Here is a 12,759-nt window from a genome sequence, read left to right as displayed (position 1 = left end):
GAGCACAGCTACAACTGCACTCTTGTATACATCAATATTAATTACTAAAAAAAATACATTGTATTTCATTGCCTGATACTAATAAAGTTTCATTGCCTTGAAATGAATAAGTATAACCACTATAGAAAGTAAAGGCTTTTAAATCTAGAATTTCTTTTGGACCAGAATCTGTTATTTTTACTATTTTGTTTAGATTATTTATGTCAAAGTGAATGTCTGATTTTAATTTAATTCTTGCGTTCATGTTTTCACCTCCTCTCTAAGAGGAGTTTATCACATACATTATTTGGAAGAAAGGAGCATAATCATGGATTTGAAAAGTATAAGTATTAAAGAATTAGTACTGGAACTAGCAACTAGAAAAGGAATAGTAGACATTCTAGAAGTGTCAGGTAATCAAGAATTCAAAATTAAGATAGGTGCTAATGAATATTTATATGAAGGACCACTTAGCATAGTTGTTATTGATAAGAGCAACTAGGAAAGGAGAGCGAAATGGATAACACAATTACAAAAACAATGACTGTAAGAGAAAGAACAGTAAGATGGGGAAGATGCGATTTTATTATAAGAGAAATTTTTCATGATGGACCAGAAGAAAGAGAAATGCAAAAAAGGGCATTGGAGATTTTGAGGGATGCACCAATGCCAGCTAAGCAAAGAGAGGGGGATTAGATGTTTTTCTATGAGAAGGTTGATTGGATAGGAGTAGCTAACTTTTTATCGGCATACTTTGGAAATGGAGGGATAATAATAGCTGGATTTTTGAGGTTTATATCCATATGGATATTATCTCCGATTATTTTTTTTCTTATTTATATTGTACCGATTTTAGTTCTTATTTTAATTATATCAAGACTGAAAGGAGATATTAATGCGAAGAGATTTCTTAAATTTCTATCAGGTAGCCAGGAATAATGCTGGTTTGACACAAGAACATGCAAGTGAGCTGCTACACATAAGTATTAGGACATTATCTGATTACGAGAATAACAAATATAAGGTTCCGGATGAAATAGTAGTGGCTATGACTGAAAAATACAATGCATCATGGTTGCCTCTAATGCATCTTAAAAATATTTCTCCTGGTATAAACCTTGAGGAATTATGCCTTAAAGAGCTATCTGGAAGTACAATTTCATTTCAAAGTTCACTAGGTCATATCCAAGACGTGCTAAGGCATTTGATAGATGTAGTTTCAGATGAAGTAATAGATGATAAAGAAGTTGCTACTGTAAAAGTTATACAAGAAAAATTATTTGATTTATTAATATCAACACTAAATCTAATCGTTTCATTGCAAGAAAAAAGCCCATCGCGAGCGGCAACTCACAAAAGGGCATAAGAAAAAAACTCTAAAAATATTATACCACAGGAGGTCCAAAATGATAATAGGTATTGAGAATCTAACTGAAGATCAAAAGAAATTGATGCATAGAGTAAACAAGAAACACACCGATTGTGTAGGAAGCGAATATAAGGCTGGAATGAAAATCACTAAAGTTTGGTTAGATGAAAATAATACAGTATGTGTAAAGCTAAGAAATGGGGAATGGTACCACTACTATGAAAACGGTACATGGGCCTAAAAATAAATTATAAATACAGGAGGAATATAAAATGAAACTTATTAACCTAAGACTTAGAAATTTCAAGGGCATTAAAGATTTGTCACTTGAGATAGATGGAAAAGACCTAAATGTATACGGAGAAAATGGTACAGGAAAAACAACTATCTTTGATGCTTTTATGTGGTTACTATTCGATAAAGATAGTCAAAACTCTAGTCAGTTTAATGTAAAGCCACTGGATATACTTGGAGAACCAAATCACATGATGGAGCACGAAGTAATAGCAGTTATTGAACTTGATGGTAAGCATGTTGAACTTCAAAAGACATATAAAGAAAAATGGACTAAAAAAAGAGGTCAAGCTGATTCTGAGCTTACTGGCCATACAACAGAGTACTTTATAAACGGAGTTCCTAAGAAGCTTAAAGAATATAAAGATTTCTTAGCTGAAATCATAGATGAGGATACTTTTAAAATCATAACTAACCCGCTGCACTTTAACACTAAAGTGGACTGGAAGAAAAGAAGACAGATAGCACTTGAAATATGTGGAGAAGTACAGCTTGAAGAAATATTTGATAAAAATTCTAAGCTTTTAGAGCTTAAGGATCTCTTATCAGATAAATCCATAGAGGATATACAGGCGGAGATGTCAGCTCGAAGAAGAAAACTCAATGAAGAGATTAAATCAATCCCTTATCGAATAGACGAACTCTCACGCATTGATGAAGATGTTCAAGATATAAATACATTACTTGAAAGTAAAAAGGCTTTAGAAGGAGAAATAAGAGCTTTAAAAGATTCAAGTCCTGAGGATTATGAATTTAGAATCAGAAACATTAAAGGTTCAATATCTCTATATAAAAATCAACTTGTAGAACTAGAGCAAAATGCCACAAAGGATTTAAGAGAAAAAATTGATTCAGCAATGGAAGAAGGAGCTGCTATTAAAAAAGCATACCTTCAAAATAAAGACACTTTAGAAGATGAAGCAAGAAAAGTAAAGACTCTAACTGAAGATATAAAAGAATTTGATAAAAAGCTGTCCGATTTAAGAGCTGAATTTGAGAAAGTTAAAAATCTAAAGTTTGATGAAAGCTCAAATATTTGCCCTACATGCCATCAAGTTCTTCCTGAAGAAGAGATTCAAAAGCATATAGATGAGTTTAATTCTAATAATCAGAAAAAGCTTATCTCTATAAATCAATTAGGCAAGGACATAAAGGCAGATAAGCTAAAAGCAGAAGAAGCATTAAATGCAATAGATTTAAAAGATAAAGAAGAAATTGTAACTGCTCTAAAAAATGAAATGCATGCCAAAGCTGACCTTGTAAAAAGCCTTGAAGAACAGCTTAAAGTAATTGATATTTCGGAGTCTAAAGAATACAAGGATATACTTCTTCAAATTCAAATTAAAGAGCAAGAAATTAAAGATATCCTTGAGCTTCAAAGTGCTAATGATAACTCAGAAAAAGTAAAAGAACTTAATGATCAGCTAGATAAAATATCAAAGCAGATTGCTAAAATTGACATTGCTAAAGACAACGAGAAAAGAGTAACTGAGCTTAAAGAAAGAGAAAGAGAACTATCAAATATGATTGCAGAGCTGGAAAAGAAAGAGTTCTTATGTGAGCAATTCATAATCACAAAGTCAGATTTACTGGAAGAAAAGCTAAATAACAAGTTCAGACTAGTAAAATTCAAGCTATTTGAAACTCAAGTAAATGGCGGAATAAATGAAACCTTCATAGCAACTGTAAACGGAGTACCTTTTGAGGATTTAAATAATGCTATGAAGATAAATGCAGGCCTAGATATCATAAATACTCTTACAGATTACTACAAGTTCCAGGCACCAATTTTTATTGATAATAGAGAGTCAGTAAATGAAATTGTAGATATTAAAAGCCAAGTAATTAATTTAGTTGTAACCAAGGATGAAAAATTAAAATTTGAACTAATTGAAAATAGGGAGGTAGCTTAACATGGCAGAGGTAAAAAAAGATTTAGTGGAACAAAAAGAAACGGTAAATGAGTTTATTGGAAAGGTTCAAGAAAATTTAAAGGTTCTTAATGAGGAAAGTACTATTAATTTACCTCCTAATTACAGCCTAGGAAATGCAGTTAGAAGTGCTTATTTAAAACTTTTAGAAACAAAGGATAGAAATGGAAAGAAAGCTCTTGAAGTATGTTCTAAAACTTCAATAACTAATGCAATGCTAAGCATGGTTATTCAAGGATTATCTCCAGCAAAGAACCAGTGTTATTTCGTAGTGTACGGTGACCAGCTTACTCTTATGAGAAGTTACATGGGAACAGTAGCAGTTACTAAGAGAATCAAAGGTGTGGTTGATGTAAAAGCCTACTGCATATATGAAGGTGATGAAATAGAAACAGAATTTGATATAGCAACTGGTACTATTCGGATTAAAAAGTTTAACCCTAAGTTTGAGAATATTGATAATAAGAAGATTTTAGGTGCATTTGCAATGATTATGGGTGATAACGGTCCTATTCATACAGAAATAATGACACTAGCTCAAATACAAGCAGCATGGAATCAAGGAGCTACTAAAGGTTCAAGTGGAGCTCATAAAAACTTTAGTGAAGAAATGGCAAAGAAATCTGTAATTAATAGAGCTTGTAAGATGTTTGTTAATACCTCAGATGATGCTGATATCCTTCTAGAAGAGTTTAACAAGACCACTGATAACGAGGATATTGATCCAGTGAAAAAAGAGATATCAAGTAATGCAAATAGGGAACTTATAGATTTTGAAGAAGATAAACCTGATAAGCCTGAGCCTATTGTAGATGTTGAATATACAGAATCTAATGAATCAGCTGAGCAAATACAAATAGAACCTGAATTCTAAAGGAGTATCTTATGGAATTTCAAATATTAGCAAGTAGTAGTAAAGGTAATTCATATTTAGTAAAAGGAAGTGAAGGGAGCCTGCTTTTAGAAGCAGGTATCCCATTTAAAAAGATTAAAGAAACTCTAGATTTTGATTTATCAGATATAAAAGGATGTCTAATAACTCATGAGCATCAGGACCACTCTAAATCAATAAAGGATATAGCAAAAGCTGGTATTGATGTATATGCATCTAAAGGGACATTTGAAGGGTGTAAAGTTTCTGGCCATAGATATATAAAAGTTATGGATAAGCAGCAGATAAGCATAGCAGGATTCAATATATTAGCGTTTAAAACAGAGCATGACTGTAATGAGCCACTAGGGTTCCTCTTATATGAAAAAGAGACTAAAGAGAAACTCTTATTTGCTACAGACACATATTACATCAGATACAAGTTTGCTGGACTTAATCATATAGCAGTTGAATGCAATTACTGTGAAGAGGTTCTAACTAGAAATATTAATAGCGGATACATGTTACCTGAGCTTGCAAATAGAATTAGAAGGTCACATTTTGGCCTTGATAATGTAATTGAGTTTCTTAAAGCAAATGGTACCGAAAGTTTAAAGAATCTATATCTACTTCATCTAAGTGATGGAAATTCAGATGTAAATATTATTGAAAGCGAAATCAAGAAAGTTTACCAGGGAAATTTTATAATAGCTCAATCATAAGGAGGAGGTGATAAGGGATATGGCTAGACCGCTTAAAGTTGGCTTAGATTATTTTCCACTAGATGTAAATATAGATGATGATGTAGAACTTTTAGAAGCAGAATGTGGTTTAGATGGGTTTGCAATTCTAATAAAATTATGGCAGAAAATTTATGCTAATGGATATTTCATTGAATGGAATGATGATATAGAGCTTTTATTCAGTCGCAAAATTAACGCAGATAAAAACAGAGTTAACTCCGTAATTAATGCATGTTTAAGAAGGAATTTATTCGATAATGAGATTTATGAAAGACATGGAATATTAACTAGTAGAGGTATTCAAAAGAGATATATAACAGCATGTGTCAGTTCTAAGCGAAAAAATATAGTTATGGAAAAACGCTACTTATTAGTAAATTCACAGTTTACTCCGTTAATAACTGAATTAATTCCAGAGGAAACTGAGTTTACTCAGGAAGAAAGTACACAAAGTAAAGTAAAGGAAAGTAAAGTAAAGGAAAGTAAAGAAGATAAGGCAAACTCGAATGAGTTTTCCATCAGCTCAGAAGAGCTGAACAGCATAATAGTAGCATGGAATTCATTAAATTTACAAAATTTAACTCAAATAAGAGATAAAAGACTATTGCTTCTAAAGGCAAGACTCAAAGAACATAGCAGAAATAGTATTTATATATGCATCGACAAGATTAAAGCATCCACTTTCTTAAATGGCCAGAATCCTAAATCATGGATAATAACCTTTGATTGGCTAATTAAACCAGCTAATTATATTAAAGTACTTGAAGGCAACTATGATAATAAGAAACCTAAAAATACAAAGAACTCTTTAAAATTACAAGGTTCTTATACAGATGTTACTGAAGAATCAATGGAGGAAATGCTTTTAAATAAAAGAGATCGTTCAAGGAGTGAGGATTCTATATGAGTAATTTAGATAAGGCACTTAGATATATAGACAAACTGTATTTCAAGAAGAATTTACCGCTAGATAAAGCAATTCAGGCAGGGAAAGCTTATTTATCAGCGATTAATAGATTAAATTAGAATTTCGTAACAGTTTGAGGAGGGAATTTATGTGAGAGCAATTTTAAAGTATCCAGGAAGCAAATGGAGTACTGCAGACTGGATAATATCAAATTTTCCAAAGCACCACACATATATTGAACCTTATTTTGGAAGTGGAGCAGTACTTTTTAATAAAAAAATAAGTGCTATAGAGACAGTAAATGATTTGGATGATGAAGTAGTTAACCTTTTTAATTGCATAAAGAAAGATAGCGACAGGCTGGCCAGATTAATATCACTTACTCCATACAGTAGAAAAGAATATGATAATTCATTTATAGCACAGGAAAATGATGAGTTTGAAAAAGCATTAAGATTTTTGGTTAGATGTTGGCAAGGGCATGGATTTAGGACAAACGGATACAAAGTAGGATGGAAAAATGATGTCCAAGGTAGAGAAAATATGTATGCTGCCTATAACTGGTACAGACTACCTGAGTGGATTGCTGGAATTGTTGACAGGTTAAAACAGGTTCAAATCGATTGCCAACCTGCAATAAAATTTATAAAGCGTCATAAATACCAAAATGTTTTAATATATGCTGACCCCCCGTATTTATTAAGCACACGAAGTGGAAAACAATACAAACACGAAATGAATGAACAAGATCATATTGAATTACTTGAATTATTAATTGAACATCCAGGACCAGTTATAATTTCTGGATATCAATCTGAAATTTATGATGAAATGCTTACTGGCTGGAATAAGAAAACTACTAAGGGAATGGCAGAATACTTTGGTGAAGATAGAAACGAAGTGATTTGGATGAACTATGAACCACCAAATGAACAGATAAGCTTTGATACTGCCATATAGGTTGAGAAAGCGAGGAATATATGAGAAAAAGCATTAAAAAATCAGACAGGATAAAAGTACACGAAAAATATAATGGGCATTGCGCATATTGTGGCAAGCTTATTGAATATAAGGATATGCAAGTAGACCATATAAGACCTCATAGAGAGTGGATAGATGCACTTGTAGAAGGAGAGAATATAGATTCTTTATCTAATTTAAATCCAAGCTGTAAAAGGTGTAATCACTATAAGAGAAGTTTGAATTTAGAAAAGTTTAGAAATTATATAAAAACCCTGCATGAAAGAATATCTAAAGATTATATAGTCAAAGTCGGACTAGATTATGGAATTGTTAATATAACTCCTTTTGATGGCAAATTTTATTACGAGAAAATAGAAAGCGAGGGAGAGTAATGGCTAGAATAGATCATGAATATACAAAAGAAATAGTATGTCCCTATTGTGGCTATGAGTTTTCAGATAGCTGGGAAATTAACAGCAATGAAGAAGATATAGGATTAGTGGAATGCGGGGAATGTGAAAAAGAATTTTACGCCAGCAGAATTATAACAGTAGATTATTCTACCGAAAAAGCAAGATATGGGACTTGCGAAAAATGCAAAACAGAAAATGTTGTAATAGAAGATTATCGAAACTCTTTATGGAGTTATGTAAACCTTTGTGTCAGCTGCGGAAAATCAGAGAAGGATAAGTTCTTAAAAGAATATTTTGAAAGCAAATAAATAATTCAGTACGCAATATAACCAGATTGTGAAGGAGGATAAAAGAATGAAAATAGAAAAGCAAAAACAAAATATAAATCATTTATTTGAATTGATTAAGGATAATCCAGATTTACCAATAGTGCCTTTAGTAGCAACAGAGTGCGTTCACGATGATAGTTATGGTTACTGGTTAAATAAATGGGGAAGCGCTGAAATTGATGAGTATTATGTCGAAGATGGGCGATTCTATTTATCTGACGAATTTGAAGAGCTTGTAGACGAATGGATAGATAACAATTTTCAAGAGTATTCAGATTTAACACAAGAAGATTTAGAGGATTTAGCAGTAGAAGAAGTTAAAAAATATGATTGGATAAAAGCAATTGTTGTTTGTATAGAGCCAGCATAGGAGAAGGCGAGGGAAAATTTAATGAATGTCTATGTTGAAGGATATACTGCTGATCATGTGGAAAATTGTCCTTTTTGTGGAAGCGATTATATATCCTATAAGCCTTTAAAAGCAAAACACAGATGTGAAGAGTGCAAGAAAGAATTTTATGTTATTGAAGACGAAGAGTAAAGCAATAACCAGAATGTGAATTATCGTTTTGCTAACATCAGCAAAATGATAGAGGGAGGCAAAGCATGGGATTAATAATTGACAACTTTGCGGGAGGTGGAGGAGCTAGTACAGGAATAGAAGCAGCTCTTGGAAGATATATAGATATAGCAATAAACCATGACCCAGATGCAATACTTATGCACAAAACTAATCATCCAAATACAAAGCATTATTGTGAAAGTGTATGGGATGTAGATCCATTAGAAGTTACTCAGGGAAATTCAGTTGACCTAGCATGGTTTTCTCCAGATTGTAAACATTTTAGTAAAGCAAAAGGTGGTAAACCAGTTGATAAAAATATAAGAGGGCTAGCTTGGATAGCTGTTAAGTGGGCAAAGCTAGTTAAACCCAAAATAATCATGTTAGAAAATGTAGAAGAATTCAAAACCTGGGGACCTATAAAAGATGGATATCCAGACCCCAAAAGAAAAGGTGAAACTTTTGAATTATTTATAAAGGCTTTAGAAAAGCAAGGGTATGAGATTGACTTTAGAGAACTAAGAGCGTGTGATTATGGAGCTCCTACAACTAGGAAGAGATTTTTCATGATAGCAAGATGTGATGGACAGCCTATTGTATGGCCAAAACCTACTCATAGTGACCCAGAACAGATTGAAGCAAGAATGGGACTGCTTAATCCATGGAGAACAGCTGCAGAATGCATTGATTGGTCTATTCCATGTCCTTCTATCTTTGATAGAAAAAAGCCACTTGCTGAAAATACTCTTAGAAGAATAGCAAAAGGATTTCAGAAATTTATAATAAATAATCCTACACCTTTTGTAGTAAGGATAGGTCAGACAGGCTTTGCAAAAGATGGTCTACAGTATGAATTAGATACTCCACTTACTACTATTACTACAAAAGCAGAACATTGTTTAATTACTCCATATATTGCGACTTACTATACAGAAACAAGTGAAGACGGTGTAAGAGGTCAAAAGTTAAATGAACCTATAGCTACAATACCGACTAATAATCGTTTTGGCTTAGTAACTGCATTTATAGCGAGACATTTTAAAAGCTCAGTTGGACATGAAATAGATATGCCTTTAGCAACGATAACAACTATTGATAAGTCGAACCTAGTGATGGCATTCTTGCTAAAGTATTATGGTGCAGATATTGGACAACGATTAACTGAACCTCTTCACACCATTACTTCGAAAGACAGATTTGGATTAGTAACTATACAAGGAGAGGACTACAAAATAGTTGACATAGGAATGAGAATGCTTCAACCACACGAGTTATTCAAAGCTCAAGGCTTTCCAGATAGCTATATCATAGATAGGGATTATACAGGTAAAACATATCCTAAAACAAAACAAGTAGCAAGAGTAGGTAACAGTGTTTGTCCTCAGCTTGCTGAAGCTCTAGTAAGAGCAAATGTACATGAGTTTGATATAAGAAAACAAGCTTAAGTAAATTAATTTGATTAACAAAAATTAACATTGAGGAGGTTTCTATGAACATAGTAATACTTATAGGAAGGCTAACGAGGGACCCAGAGCTTAGATACATTCCTTCATCAGGCAACGCTGTTACTAATTTTGATATAGCTGTTGACCGCTCATACCAGGGCAGTGATGGAAATAAAAAGACTGATTTTTTTAAGATTCAGGTGTGGGGTAAAAAGGCTGAAAGCTGTGCTAACTATCTTGCTAAAGGAAGACTGGTAGCAGTAAAAGGCTCTATACAAAATAGGAGCTATGATACTACTGAAGGAGAAAAGAGATACATTACCGAGATAGTTGCCGAAAATGTACAGTTTCTAGAATGGGGAGATAAGAATAAGGCTCCTGAAACAAATAACACATATGAACCTGAGGGTTTAGATTCAGATGGATTTCGTGCTCTTGATGATGCTGATGTACCTTTTTAGATAAGGAGTAGAATATATGGACCTTAATCAATTAGTTGTAAAACAGAAATACCTGGATGATGTTGTTATTAAGAATTACAACAGTAATCACTCGGATAAACTAGGATTTTATTTAGATCATAAAGATTTTATAACTCATAGACTTCTTGGGCTTGTAGTAGAACTTGCAGAAGTGTGTAATGAGCAGGATTTACACAAATATTGGAAAAATAATAAAAAAGTAGGCGGTAATACCTTGGAAGAGTTAGCAGATGTTCTTCACTTTCTATTATCGATAACTCACACATTAGGATATTCAGGAGCAGACTTAGAAACAGCTTACCTAGAAAAGTTTCAAGAAAACCTCAGAAGACAGGAAAACGGATACTAGGAGGATATCATGAACAGAACCCAGAAGAGAGAGAAAACAAGAAACTGGTATAAGCAAATAAACAAAATGTCTTTAGGACAGTTTGAAATATTTCTTGAATCATTAGTACAGCAACATGTCGATGAGACTGAGGAACTTATCGAAGCTGCACTAAGAAAAGAATTTAAATTTGGTGATAAAAGAATTACTAAGCTAAGAGAAACTGCTCAGGCTATGTATGACAGTAAATCAGAGGTGAATACAAATGACTAAAGAAGAATTTGTTTCTAGAGTTTCACATATGCAGTACTTAAATAAGCTAAATAAAAGAATGATTGAAAGAGAGATAGAACACTATACAAGAGAATCAAAGTGCACTAAGTTCACTCATAAATTCAAACATGCTAGGAGGAAATGAAATGATTAGTGTTAAGACTAAGAGTTTTGAATATAGAATCAGCAAGGTTTCAATCTTAGAAAATGGAAAGCCAGACTGCTTCGCACAAAGAAAAAGAGAAGATGGCAGCTGGGGCAAAGTGGAAAGTACTACTCTTAGAAGGTTACTAGCAGAATTAGCACTTAAGCAAACTAGAGGGGTGAGAAACATTGGCCATAAGAATGACAATGGAAGAATATCAAGATTATCTAAAAAGAAAAAAAGAGCCTGCTAATAAAACCGTTGCAGCGGTAAAGCAGACTCAAAATAAAAAAGGCGGGGGAGCAATCCCCCATAAACAAAATAACACAAAAAGCAAATATAGTAATAAAAAAGTACTTATTGATGGAATAACTTTTGACAGCATGAAAGAAGCTAATAGATACAGAGAGCTTAAGCTATTAGAGAAGGTAGGAGAAATTAGTAACCTTGTACTACAGCCTATATATGTACTTCAAGAAAGTTTTGAGTATAAGGGTGAGAAGATAAGAGCTATAAAATATATTGGAGACTTTGAGTATAGAGAGGTTAAGACAGGAAACAAGGTGCTAGAAGATACCAAGGGATTTAAGACAAAGGACTATCTTATTAAAGTTAAATTACTTAAAAACAAGTATCCAGACATAGATTTTAGAGAACTATAGGAGGTTATATGACACAGGAAATTCGCTGTAAGTCTTGTAACAAGCTATTAGGAAAAGTAAGTATAAAAACTGAGCATGGAGATTTTGATATTAATCTTAAATGTGCAAGGTGCAAGCATCAACAAACATACACAGTAAAAATAAATAATGTAGAGGACCAAGAGTCCCAGGATAAGTAATTCTTCCTGGGATTTTTCTTTTTTGAGGGAGGGCTAGATATGATGGAAAAACATGATTACTTTGAATTAACTGAAAAACTATTATATTCATATCCGTGCTTAAAGTTAAATCTAATAACACTTAATCAAGAACTTATGAACTTTGAACACGATAATATTAAAGGAATAGATTTTGATAGAGTAAATGTAAGTAAAACATATTCTATATCAAAAAATACTGAGGATAAGGCTGTTTTAAATATCGAAAGGATAGATAGTATTAAAAGAGATATATTAAGGCTAAAAACTAAAATAGATATGATAGAGCGTTCTCTAGATGAGCTTTCTGAAATTCAAAGAAAGATTATAGATCTAAAATACTTTAAGGATGAAAGCCGGGATTGTATATGCTTCTCCGTAAATCTGTCACCTAGTCAGGTGAATGTACTTAGAAAAAGAGCTGTACACAAAATAAAACTATGTTTTTTCGGTTTGAATGCATTAAATAAAGATTGTCCACGACTTCAGACAATACTTTTATAATACATTTTCAACACAAATATGATACTTTTTTTAGATTATAAGGAGTTATAATTGTAAGTGGGATTCTATATTTTAACAAATATTGTAAAATATTTCTTATTTGATATAATTATACTAATTATATAAATAGGGGGAGATTTTATGACAGAATATGAGAGAGAAAGTTTAGAAATATTAAAGAATATTCAAAGGACTGTGAATGATATTTATAATATGAATATTGAAAGAAAAATTGATAAGCTTGATAAGGATATACAATATAACAAATCGCTTTTAGATGAAATAACTAAAACTTTAAATGAAGTAAAAGACAATGTAGAAAACATAATATAATAATAATTTAAAAGAAGAACCTTCGGGTT

26 protein-coding genes are annotated in these 12,759 nt (G+C 32.4%); 25 read left to right on the top strand and 1 reads right to left on the bottom strand.

Annotated elements, in window-relative coordinates:
- Positions 1–37: 37 nt before the first annotated feature.
- Positions 38–244, bottom strand: a complete 207-nt coding sequence (locus CLOST_RS07915; protein ID WP_013361771.1) for a hypothetical protein — start codon at positions 242–244, stop codon at positions 38–40.
- Between the two features lie 63 nt (positions 245–307).
- Between CLOST_RS07915 and CLOST_RS13900 the strand changes: the two genes are divergently transcribed.
- From CLOST_RS13900 to CLOST_RS07815, 25 genes are all read left to right on the top strand, one after another.
- Positions 308–481, top strand: a complete 174-nt coding sequence (locus CLOST_RS13900; protein WP_013361770.1) for a hypothetical protein — start codon at positions 308–310, stop codon at positions 479–481.
- Between the two features lie 14 nt (positions 482–495).
- The gene (locus CLOST_RS07910) at positions 496–675 is read left to right on the top strand and encodes a hypothetical protein (RefSeq protein WP_013361769.1); all 180 of its coding nucleotides are present in this window, start codon (positions 496–498) and stop codon (positions 673–675) included.
- A complete protein-coding gene (locus CLOST_RS07905; protein WP_013361768.1) occupies positions 676–918 on the top strand; it encodes a hypothetical protein in 243 nt (80 codons plus the stop codon). It abuts the gene before it with no gap.
- Complete coding sequence (locus CLOST_RS07900; RefSeq protein ID WP_049779775.1) at positions 875–1,345, top strand: helix-turn-helix domain-containing protein; 471 nt, start codon at positions 875–877, stop codon at positions 1,343–1,345. The genes CLOST_RS07905 and CLOST_RS07900 overlap by 44 nt, the downstream gene beginning before the upstream one ends.
- A gap of 40 nt (positions 1,346–1,385) precedes the next feature.
- Positions 1,386–1,589, top strand: coding sequence for a hypothetical protein (locus tag CLOST_RS07895; RefSeq protein ID WP_013361766.1), 204 nt, complete (start codon positions 1,386–1,388; stop codon positions 1,587–1,589).
- Between the two features lie 31 nt (positions 1,590–1,620).
- Positions 1,621–3,555, top strand: coding sequence for an ATP-binding protein (locus tag CLOST_RS07890; RefSeq protein ID WP_013361765.1), 1,935 nt, complete (start codon positions 1,621–1,623; stop codon positions 3,553–3,555).
- Position 3,556: 1 nt separating this feature from the next.
- Positions 3,557–4,447, top strand: coding sequence for a recombinase RecT (locus CLOST_RS07885; protein ID WP_013361764.1), 891 nt, complete (start codon positions 3,557–3,559; stop codon positions 4,445–4,447).
- Positions 4,448–4,458: 11 nt separating this feature from the next.
- Complete coding sequence (locus tag CLOST_RS07880; protein ID WP_013361763.1) at positions 4,459–5,166, top strand: MBL fold metallo-hydrolase; 708 nt, start codon at positions 4,459–4,461, stop codon at positions 5,164–5,166.
- Positions 5,167–5,185: 19 nt separating this feature from the next.
- Complete coding sequence (locus CLOST_RS07875; protein WP_013361762.1) at positions 5,186–6,094, top strand: DUF4373 domain-containing protein; 909 nt, start codon at positions 5,186–5,188, stop codon at positions 6,092–6,094.
- Positions 6,091–6,213 carry a hypothetical protein gene (locus CLOST_RS14160; protein WP_013361761.1) on the top strand — a complete coding sequence of 41 codons (123 nt, stop codon included), beginning with the start codon at positions 6,091–6,093 and terminating at the stop codon, positions 6,211–6,213. Before CLOST_RS07875 ends, CLOST_RS14160 begins: the two co-directional genes overlap by 4 nt.
- Before the next feature lie 31 nt (positions 6,214–6,244).
- Positions 6,245–7,054, top strand: coding sequence for a DNA adenine methylase (locus CLOST_RS07870; RefSeq protein ID WP_013361760.1), 810 nt, complete (start codon positions 6,245–6,247; stop codon positions 7,052–7,054).
- A gap of 20 nt (positions 7,055–7,074) precedes the next feature.
- The gene (locus CLOST_RS07865) at positions 7,075–7,449 is read left to right on the top strand and encodes an HNH endonuclease (protein ID WP_013361759.1); all 375 of its coding nucleotides are present in this window, start codon (positions 7,075–7,077) and stop codon (positions 7,447–7,449) included.
- Positions 7,449–7,778, top strand: a complete 330-nt coding sequence (locus CLOST_RS07860) for a hypothetical protein (RefSeq protein ID WP_013361758.1) — start codon at positions 7,449–7,451, stop codon at positions 7,776–7,778. Before CLOST_RS07865 ends, CLOST_RS07860 begins: the two co-directional genes overlap by 1 nt.
- A gap of 28 nt (positions 7,779–7,806) precedes the next feature.
- The gene (locus CLOST_RS07855) at positions 7,807–8,169 is read left to right on the top strand and encodes a hypothetical protein (RefSeq protein WP_162091644.1); all 363 of its coding nucleotides are present in this window, start codon (positions 7,807–7,809) and stop codon (positions 8,167–8,169) included.
- Positions 8,170–8,190: 21 nt separating this feature from the next.
- Positions 8,191–8,340 carry a hypothetical protein gene (locus CLOST_RS13895; protein WP_013361756.1) on the top strand — a complete coding sequence of 50 codons (150 nt, stop codon included), beginning with the start codon at positions 8,191–8,193 and terminating at the stop codon, positions 8,338–8,340.
- 65 nt (positions 8,341–8,405) lie between these two features.
- The gene (locus tag CLOST_RS07850) at positions 8,406–9,806 is read left to right on the top strand and encodes a DNA cytosine methyltransferase (RefSeq protein WP_013361755.1); all 1,401 of its coding nucleotides are present in this window, start codon (positions 8,406–8,408) and stop codon (positions 9,804–9,806) included.
- 44 nt (positions 9,807–9,850) lie between these two features.
- On the top strand, positions 9,851–10,267 hold the full coding sequence (locus CLOST_RS07845; RefSeq protein ID WP_013361754.1) for a single-stranded DNA-binding protein: 417 nt from the start codon (positions 9,851–9,853) through the stop codon (positions 10,265–10,267).
- Between the two features lie 16 nt (positions 10,268–10,283).
- Positions 10,284–10,637 (top strand): dUTPase, encoded by a 354-nt coding sequence (locus CLOST_RS07840; protein WP_013361753.1) that lies wholly within the window; start codon positions 10,284–10,286, stop codon positions 10,635–10,637.
- 9 nt (positions 10,638–10,646) lie between these two features.
- Positions 10,647–10,889, top strand: a complete 243-nt coding sequence (locus tag CLOST_RS07835; RefSeq protein ID WP_013361752.1) for a hypothetical protein — start codon at positions 10,647–10,649, stop codon at positions 10,887–10,889.
- On the top strand, positions 10,882–11,034 hold the full coding sequence (locus tag CLOST_RS13890; protein WP_013361751.1) for a hypothetical protein: 153 nt from the start codon (positions 10,882–10,884) through the stop codon (positions 11,032–11,034). The genes CLOST_RS07835 and CLOST_RS13890 overlap by 8 nt, the downstream gene beginning before the upstream one ends.
- Before the next feature lies 1 nt (position 11,035).
- Positions 11,036–11,287 (top strand): hypothetical protein, encoded by a 252-nt coding sequence (locus tag CLOST_RS07830; RefSeq protein ID WP_041487154.1) that lies wholly within the window; start codon positions 11,036–11,038, stop codon positions 11,285–11,287.
- A complete protein-coding gene (locus CLOST_RS07825) occupies positions 11,241–11,696 on the top strand; it encodes a DUF1064 domain-containing protein (RefSeq protein ID WP_081455104.1) in 456 nt (151 codons plus the stop codon). The genes CLOST_RS07830 and CLOST_RS07825 overlap by 47 nt, the downstream gene beginning before the upstream one ends.
- Before the next feature lie 8 nt (positions 11,697–11,704).
- A complete protein-coding gene (locus tag CLOST_RS13885) occupies positions 11,705–11,875 on the top strand; it encodes a hypothetical protein (protein ID WP_013361748.1) in 171 nt (56 codons plus the stop codon).
- Positions 11,876–11,914: 39 nt separating this feature from the next.
- Complete coding sequence (locus CLOST_RS07820) at positions 11,915–12,397, top strand: RNA polymerase sigma factor sigma-70 region 4 domain-containing protein (protein WP_013361747.1); 483 nt, start codon at positions 11,915–11,917, stop codon at positions 12,395–12,397.
- Positions 12,398–12,538: 141 nt separating this feature from the next.
- On the top strand, positions 12,539–12,730 hold the full coding sequence (locus tag CLOST_RS07815; protein WP_013361746.1) for a hypothetical protein: 192 nt from the start codon (positions 12,539–12,541) through the stop codon (positions 12,728–12,730).
- Positions 12,731–12,759: the final 29 nt, after the last annotated feature.

Origin of the sequence: Acetoanaerobium sticklandii (assembly GCF_000196455.1) — a bacterium.
Classification (GTDB): Bacteria; Bacillota; Clostridia; order Peptostreptococcales; family Filifactoraceae; genus Acetoanaerobium; species Acetoanaerobium sticklandii.
This window is presented reverse-complemented; position numbering and strand designations above follow the sequence as displayed.

Coding starts and splice junctions, on each gene's coding strand:
- CLOST_RS07815 (WP_013361746.1), top strand. CDS start 12,539: ATGACAGAATATGAGAGAGAAAGTTTAGAAATATTAAAGAATATTCAA.
- CLOST_RS07890 (WP_013361765.1), top strand. CDS start 1,621: ATGAAACTTATTAACCTAAGACTTAGAAATTTCAAGGGCATTAAAGAT.
- CLOST_RS07875 (WP_013361762.1), top strand. CDS start 5,186: ATGGCTAGACCGCTTAAAGTTGGCTTAGATTATTTTCCACTAGATGTA.
- CLOST_RS07900 (WP_049779775.1), top strand. CDS start 875: ATGCGAAGAGATTTCTTAAATTTCTATCAGGTAGCCAGGAATAATGCT.
- CLOST_RS07825 (WP_081455104.1), top strand. CDS start 11,241: ATGGAAGAATATCAAGATTATCTAAAAAGAAAAAAAGAGCCTGCTAAT.
- CLOST_RS13895 (WP_013361756.1), top strand. CDS start 8,191: ATGAATGTCTATGTTGAAGGATATACTGCTGATCATGTGGAAAATTGT.
- CLOST_RS07860 (WP_013361758.1), top strand. CDS start 7,449: ATGGCTAGAATAGATCATGAATATACAAAAGAAATAGTATGTCCCTAT.
- CLOST_RS07905 (WP_013361768.1), top strand. CDS start 676: ATGTTTTTCTATGAGAAGGTTGATTGGATAGGAGTAGCTAACTTTTTA.
- CLOST_RS07845 (WP_013361754.1), top strand. CDS start 9,851: ATGAACATAGTAATACTTATAGGAAGGCTAACGAGGGACCCAGAGCTT.
- CLOST_RS07915 (WP_013361771.1), bottom strand. CDS start 244: ATGAACGCAAGAATTAAATTAAAATCAGACATTCACTTTGACATAAAT.
- CLOST_RS07820 (WP_013361747.1), top strand. CDS start 11,915: ATGATGGAAAAACATGATTACTTTGAATTAACTGAAAAACTATTATAT.
- CLOST_RS07835 (WP_013361752.1), top strand. CDS start 10,647: ATGAACAGAACCCAGAAGAGAGAGAAAACAAGAAACTGGTATAAGCAA.
- CLOST_RS07865 (WP_013361759.1), top strand. CDS start 7,075: ATGAGAAAAAGCATTAAAAAATCAGACAGGATAAAAGTACACGAAAAA.
- CLOST_RS07850 (WP_013361755.1), top strand. CDS start 8,406: ATGGGATTAATAATTGACAACTTTGCGGGAGGTGGAGGAGCTAGTACA.
- CLOST_RS07840 (WP_013361753.1), top strand. CDS start 10,284: ATGGACCTTAATCAATTAGTTGTAAAACAGAAATACCTGGATGATGTT.
- CLOST_RS07885 (WP_013361764.1), top strand. CDS start 3,557: ATGGCAGAGGTAAAAAAAGATTTAGTGGAACAAAAAGAAACGGTAAAT.
- CLOST_RS07895 (WP_013361766.1), top strand. CDS start 1,386: ATGATAATAGGTATTGAGAATCTAACTGAAGATCAAAAGAAATTGATG.
- CLOST_RS07880 (WP_013361763.1), top strand. CDS start 4,459: ATGGAATTTCAAATATTAGCAAGTAGTAGTAAAGGTAATTCATATTTA.
- CLOST_RS07910 (WP_013361769.1), top strand. CDS start 496: ATGGATAACACAATTACAAAAACAATGACTGTAAGAGAAAGAACAGTA.
- CLOST_RS07830 (WP_041487154.1), top strand. CDS start 11,036: ATGATTAGTGTTAAGACTAAGAGTTTTGAATATAGAATCAGCAAGGTT.
- CLOST_RS13900 (WP_013361770.1), top strand. CDS start 308: ATGGATTTGAAAAGTATAAGTATTAAAGAATTAGTACTGGAACTAGCA.
- CLOST_RS13885 (WP_013361748.1), top strand. CDS start 11,705: ATGACACAGGAAATTCGCTGTAAGTCTTGTAACAAGCTATTAGGAAAA.
- CLOST_RS13890 (WP_013361751.1), top strand. CDS start 10,882: ATGACTAAAGAAGAATTTGTTTCTAGAGTTTCACATATGCAGTACTTA.
- CLOST_RS14160 (WP_013361761.1), top strand. CDS start 6,091: ATGAGTAATTTAGATAAGGCACTTAGATATATAGACAAACTGTATTTC.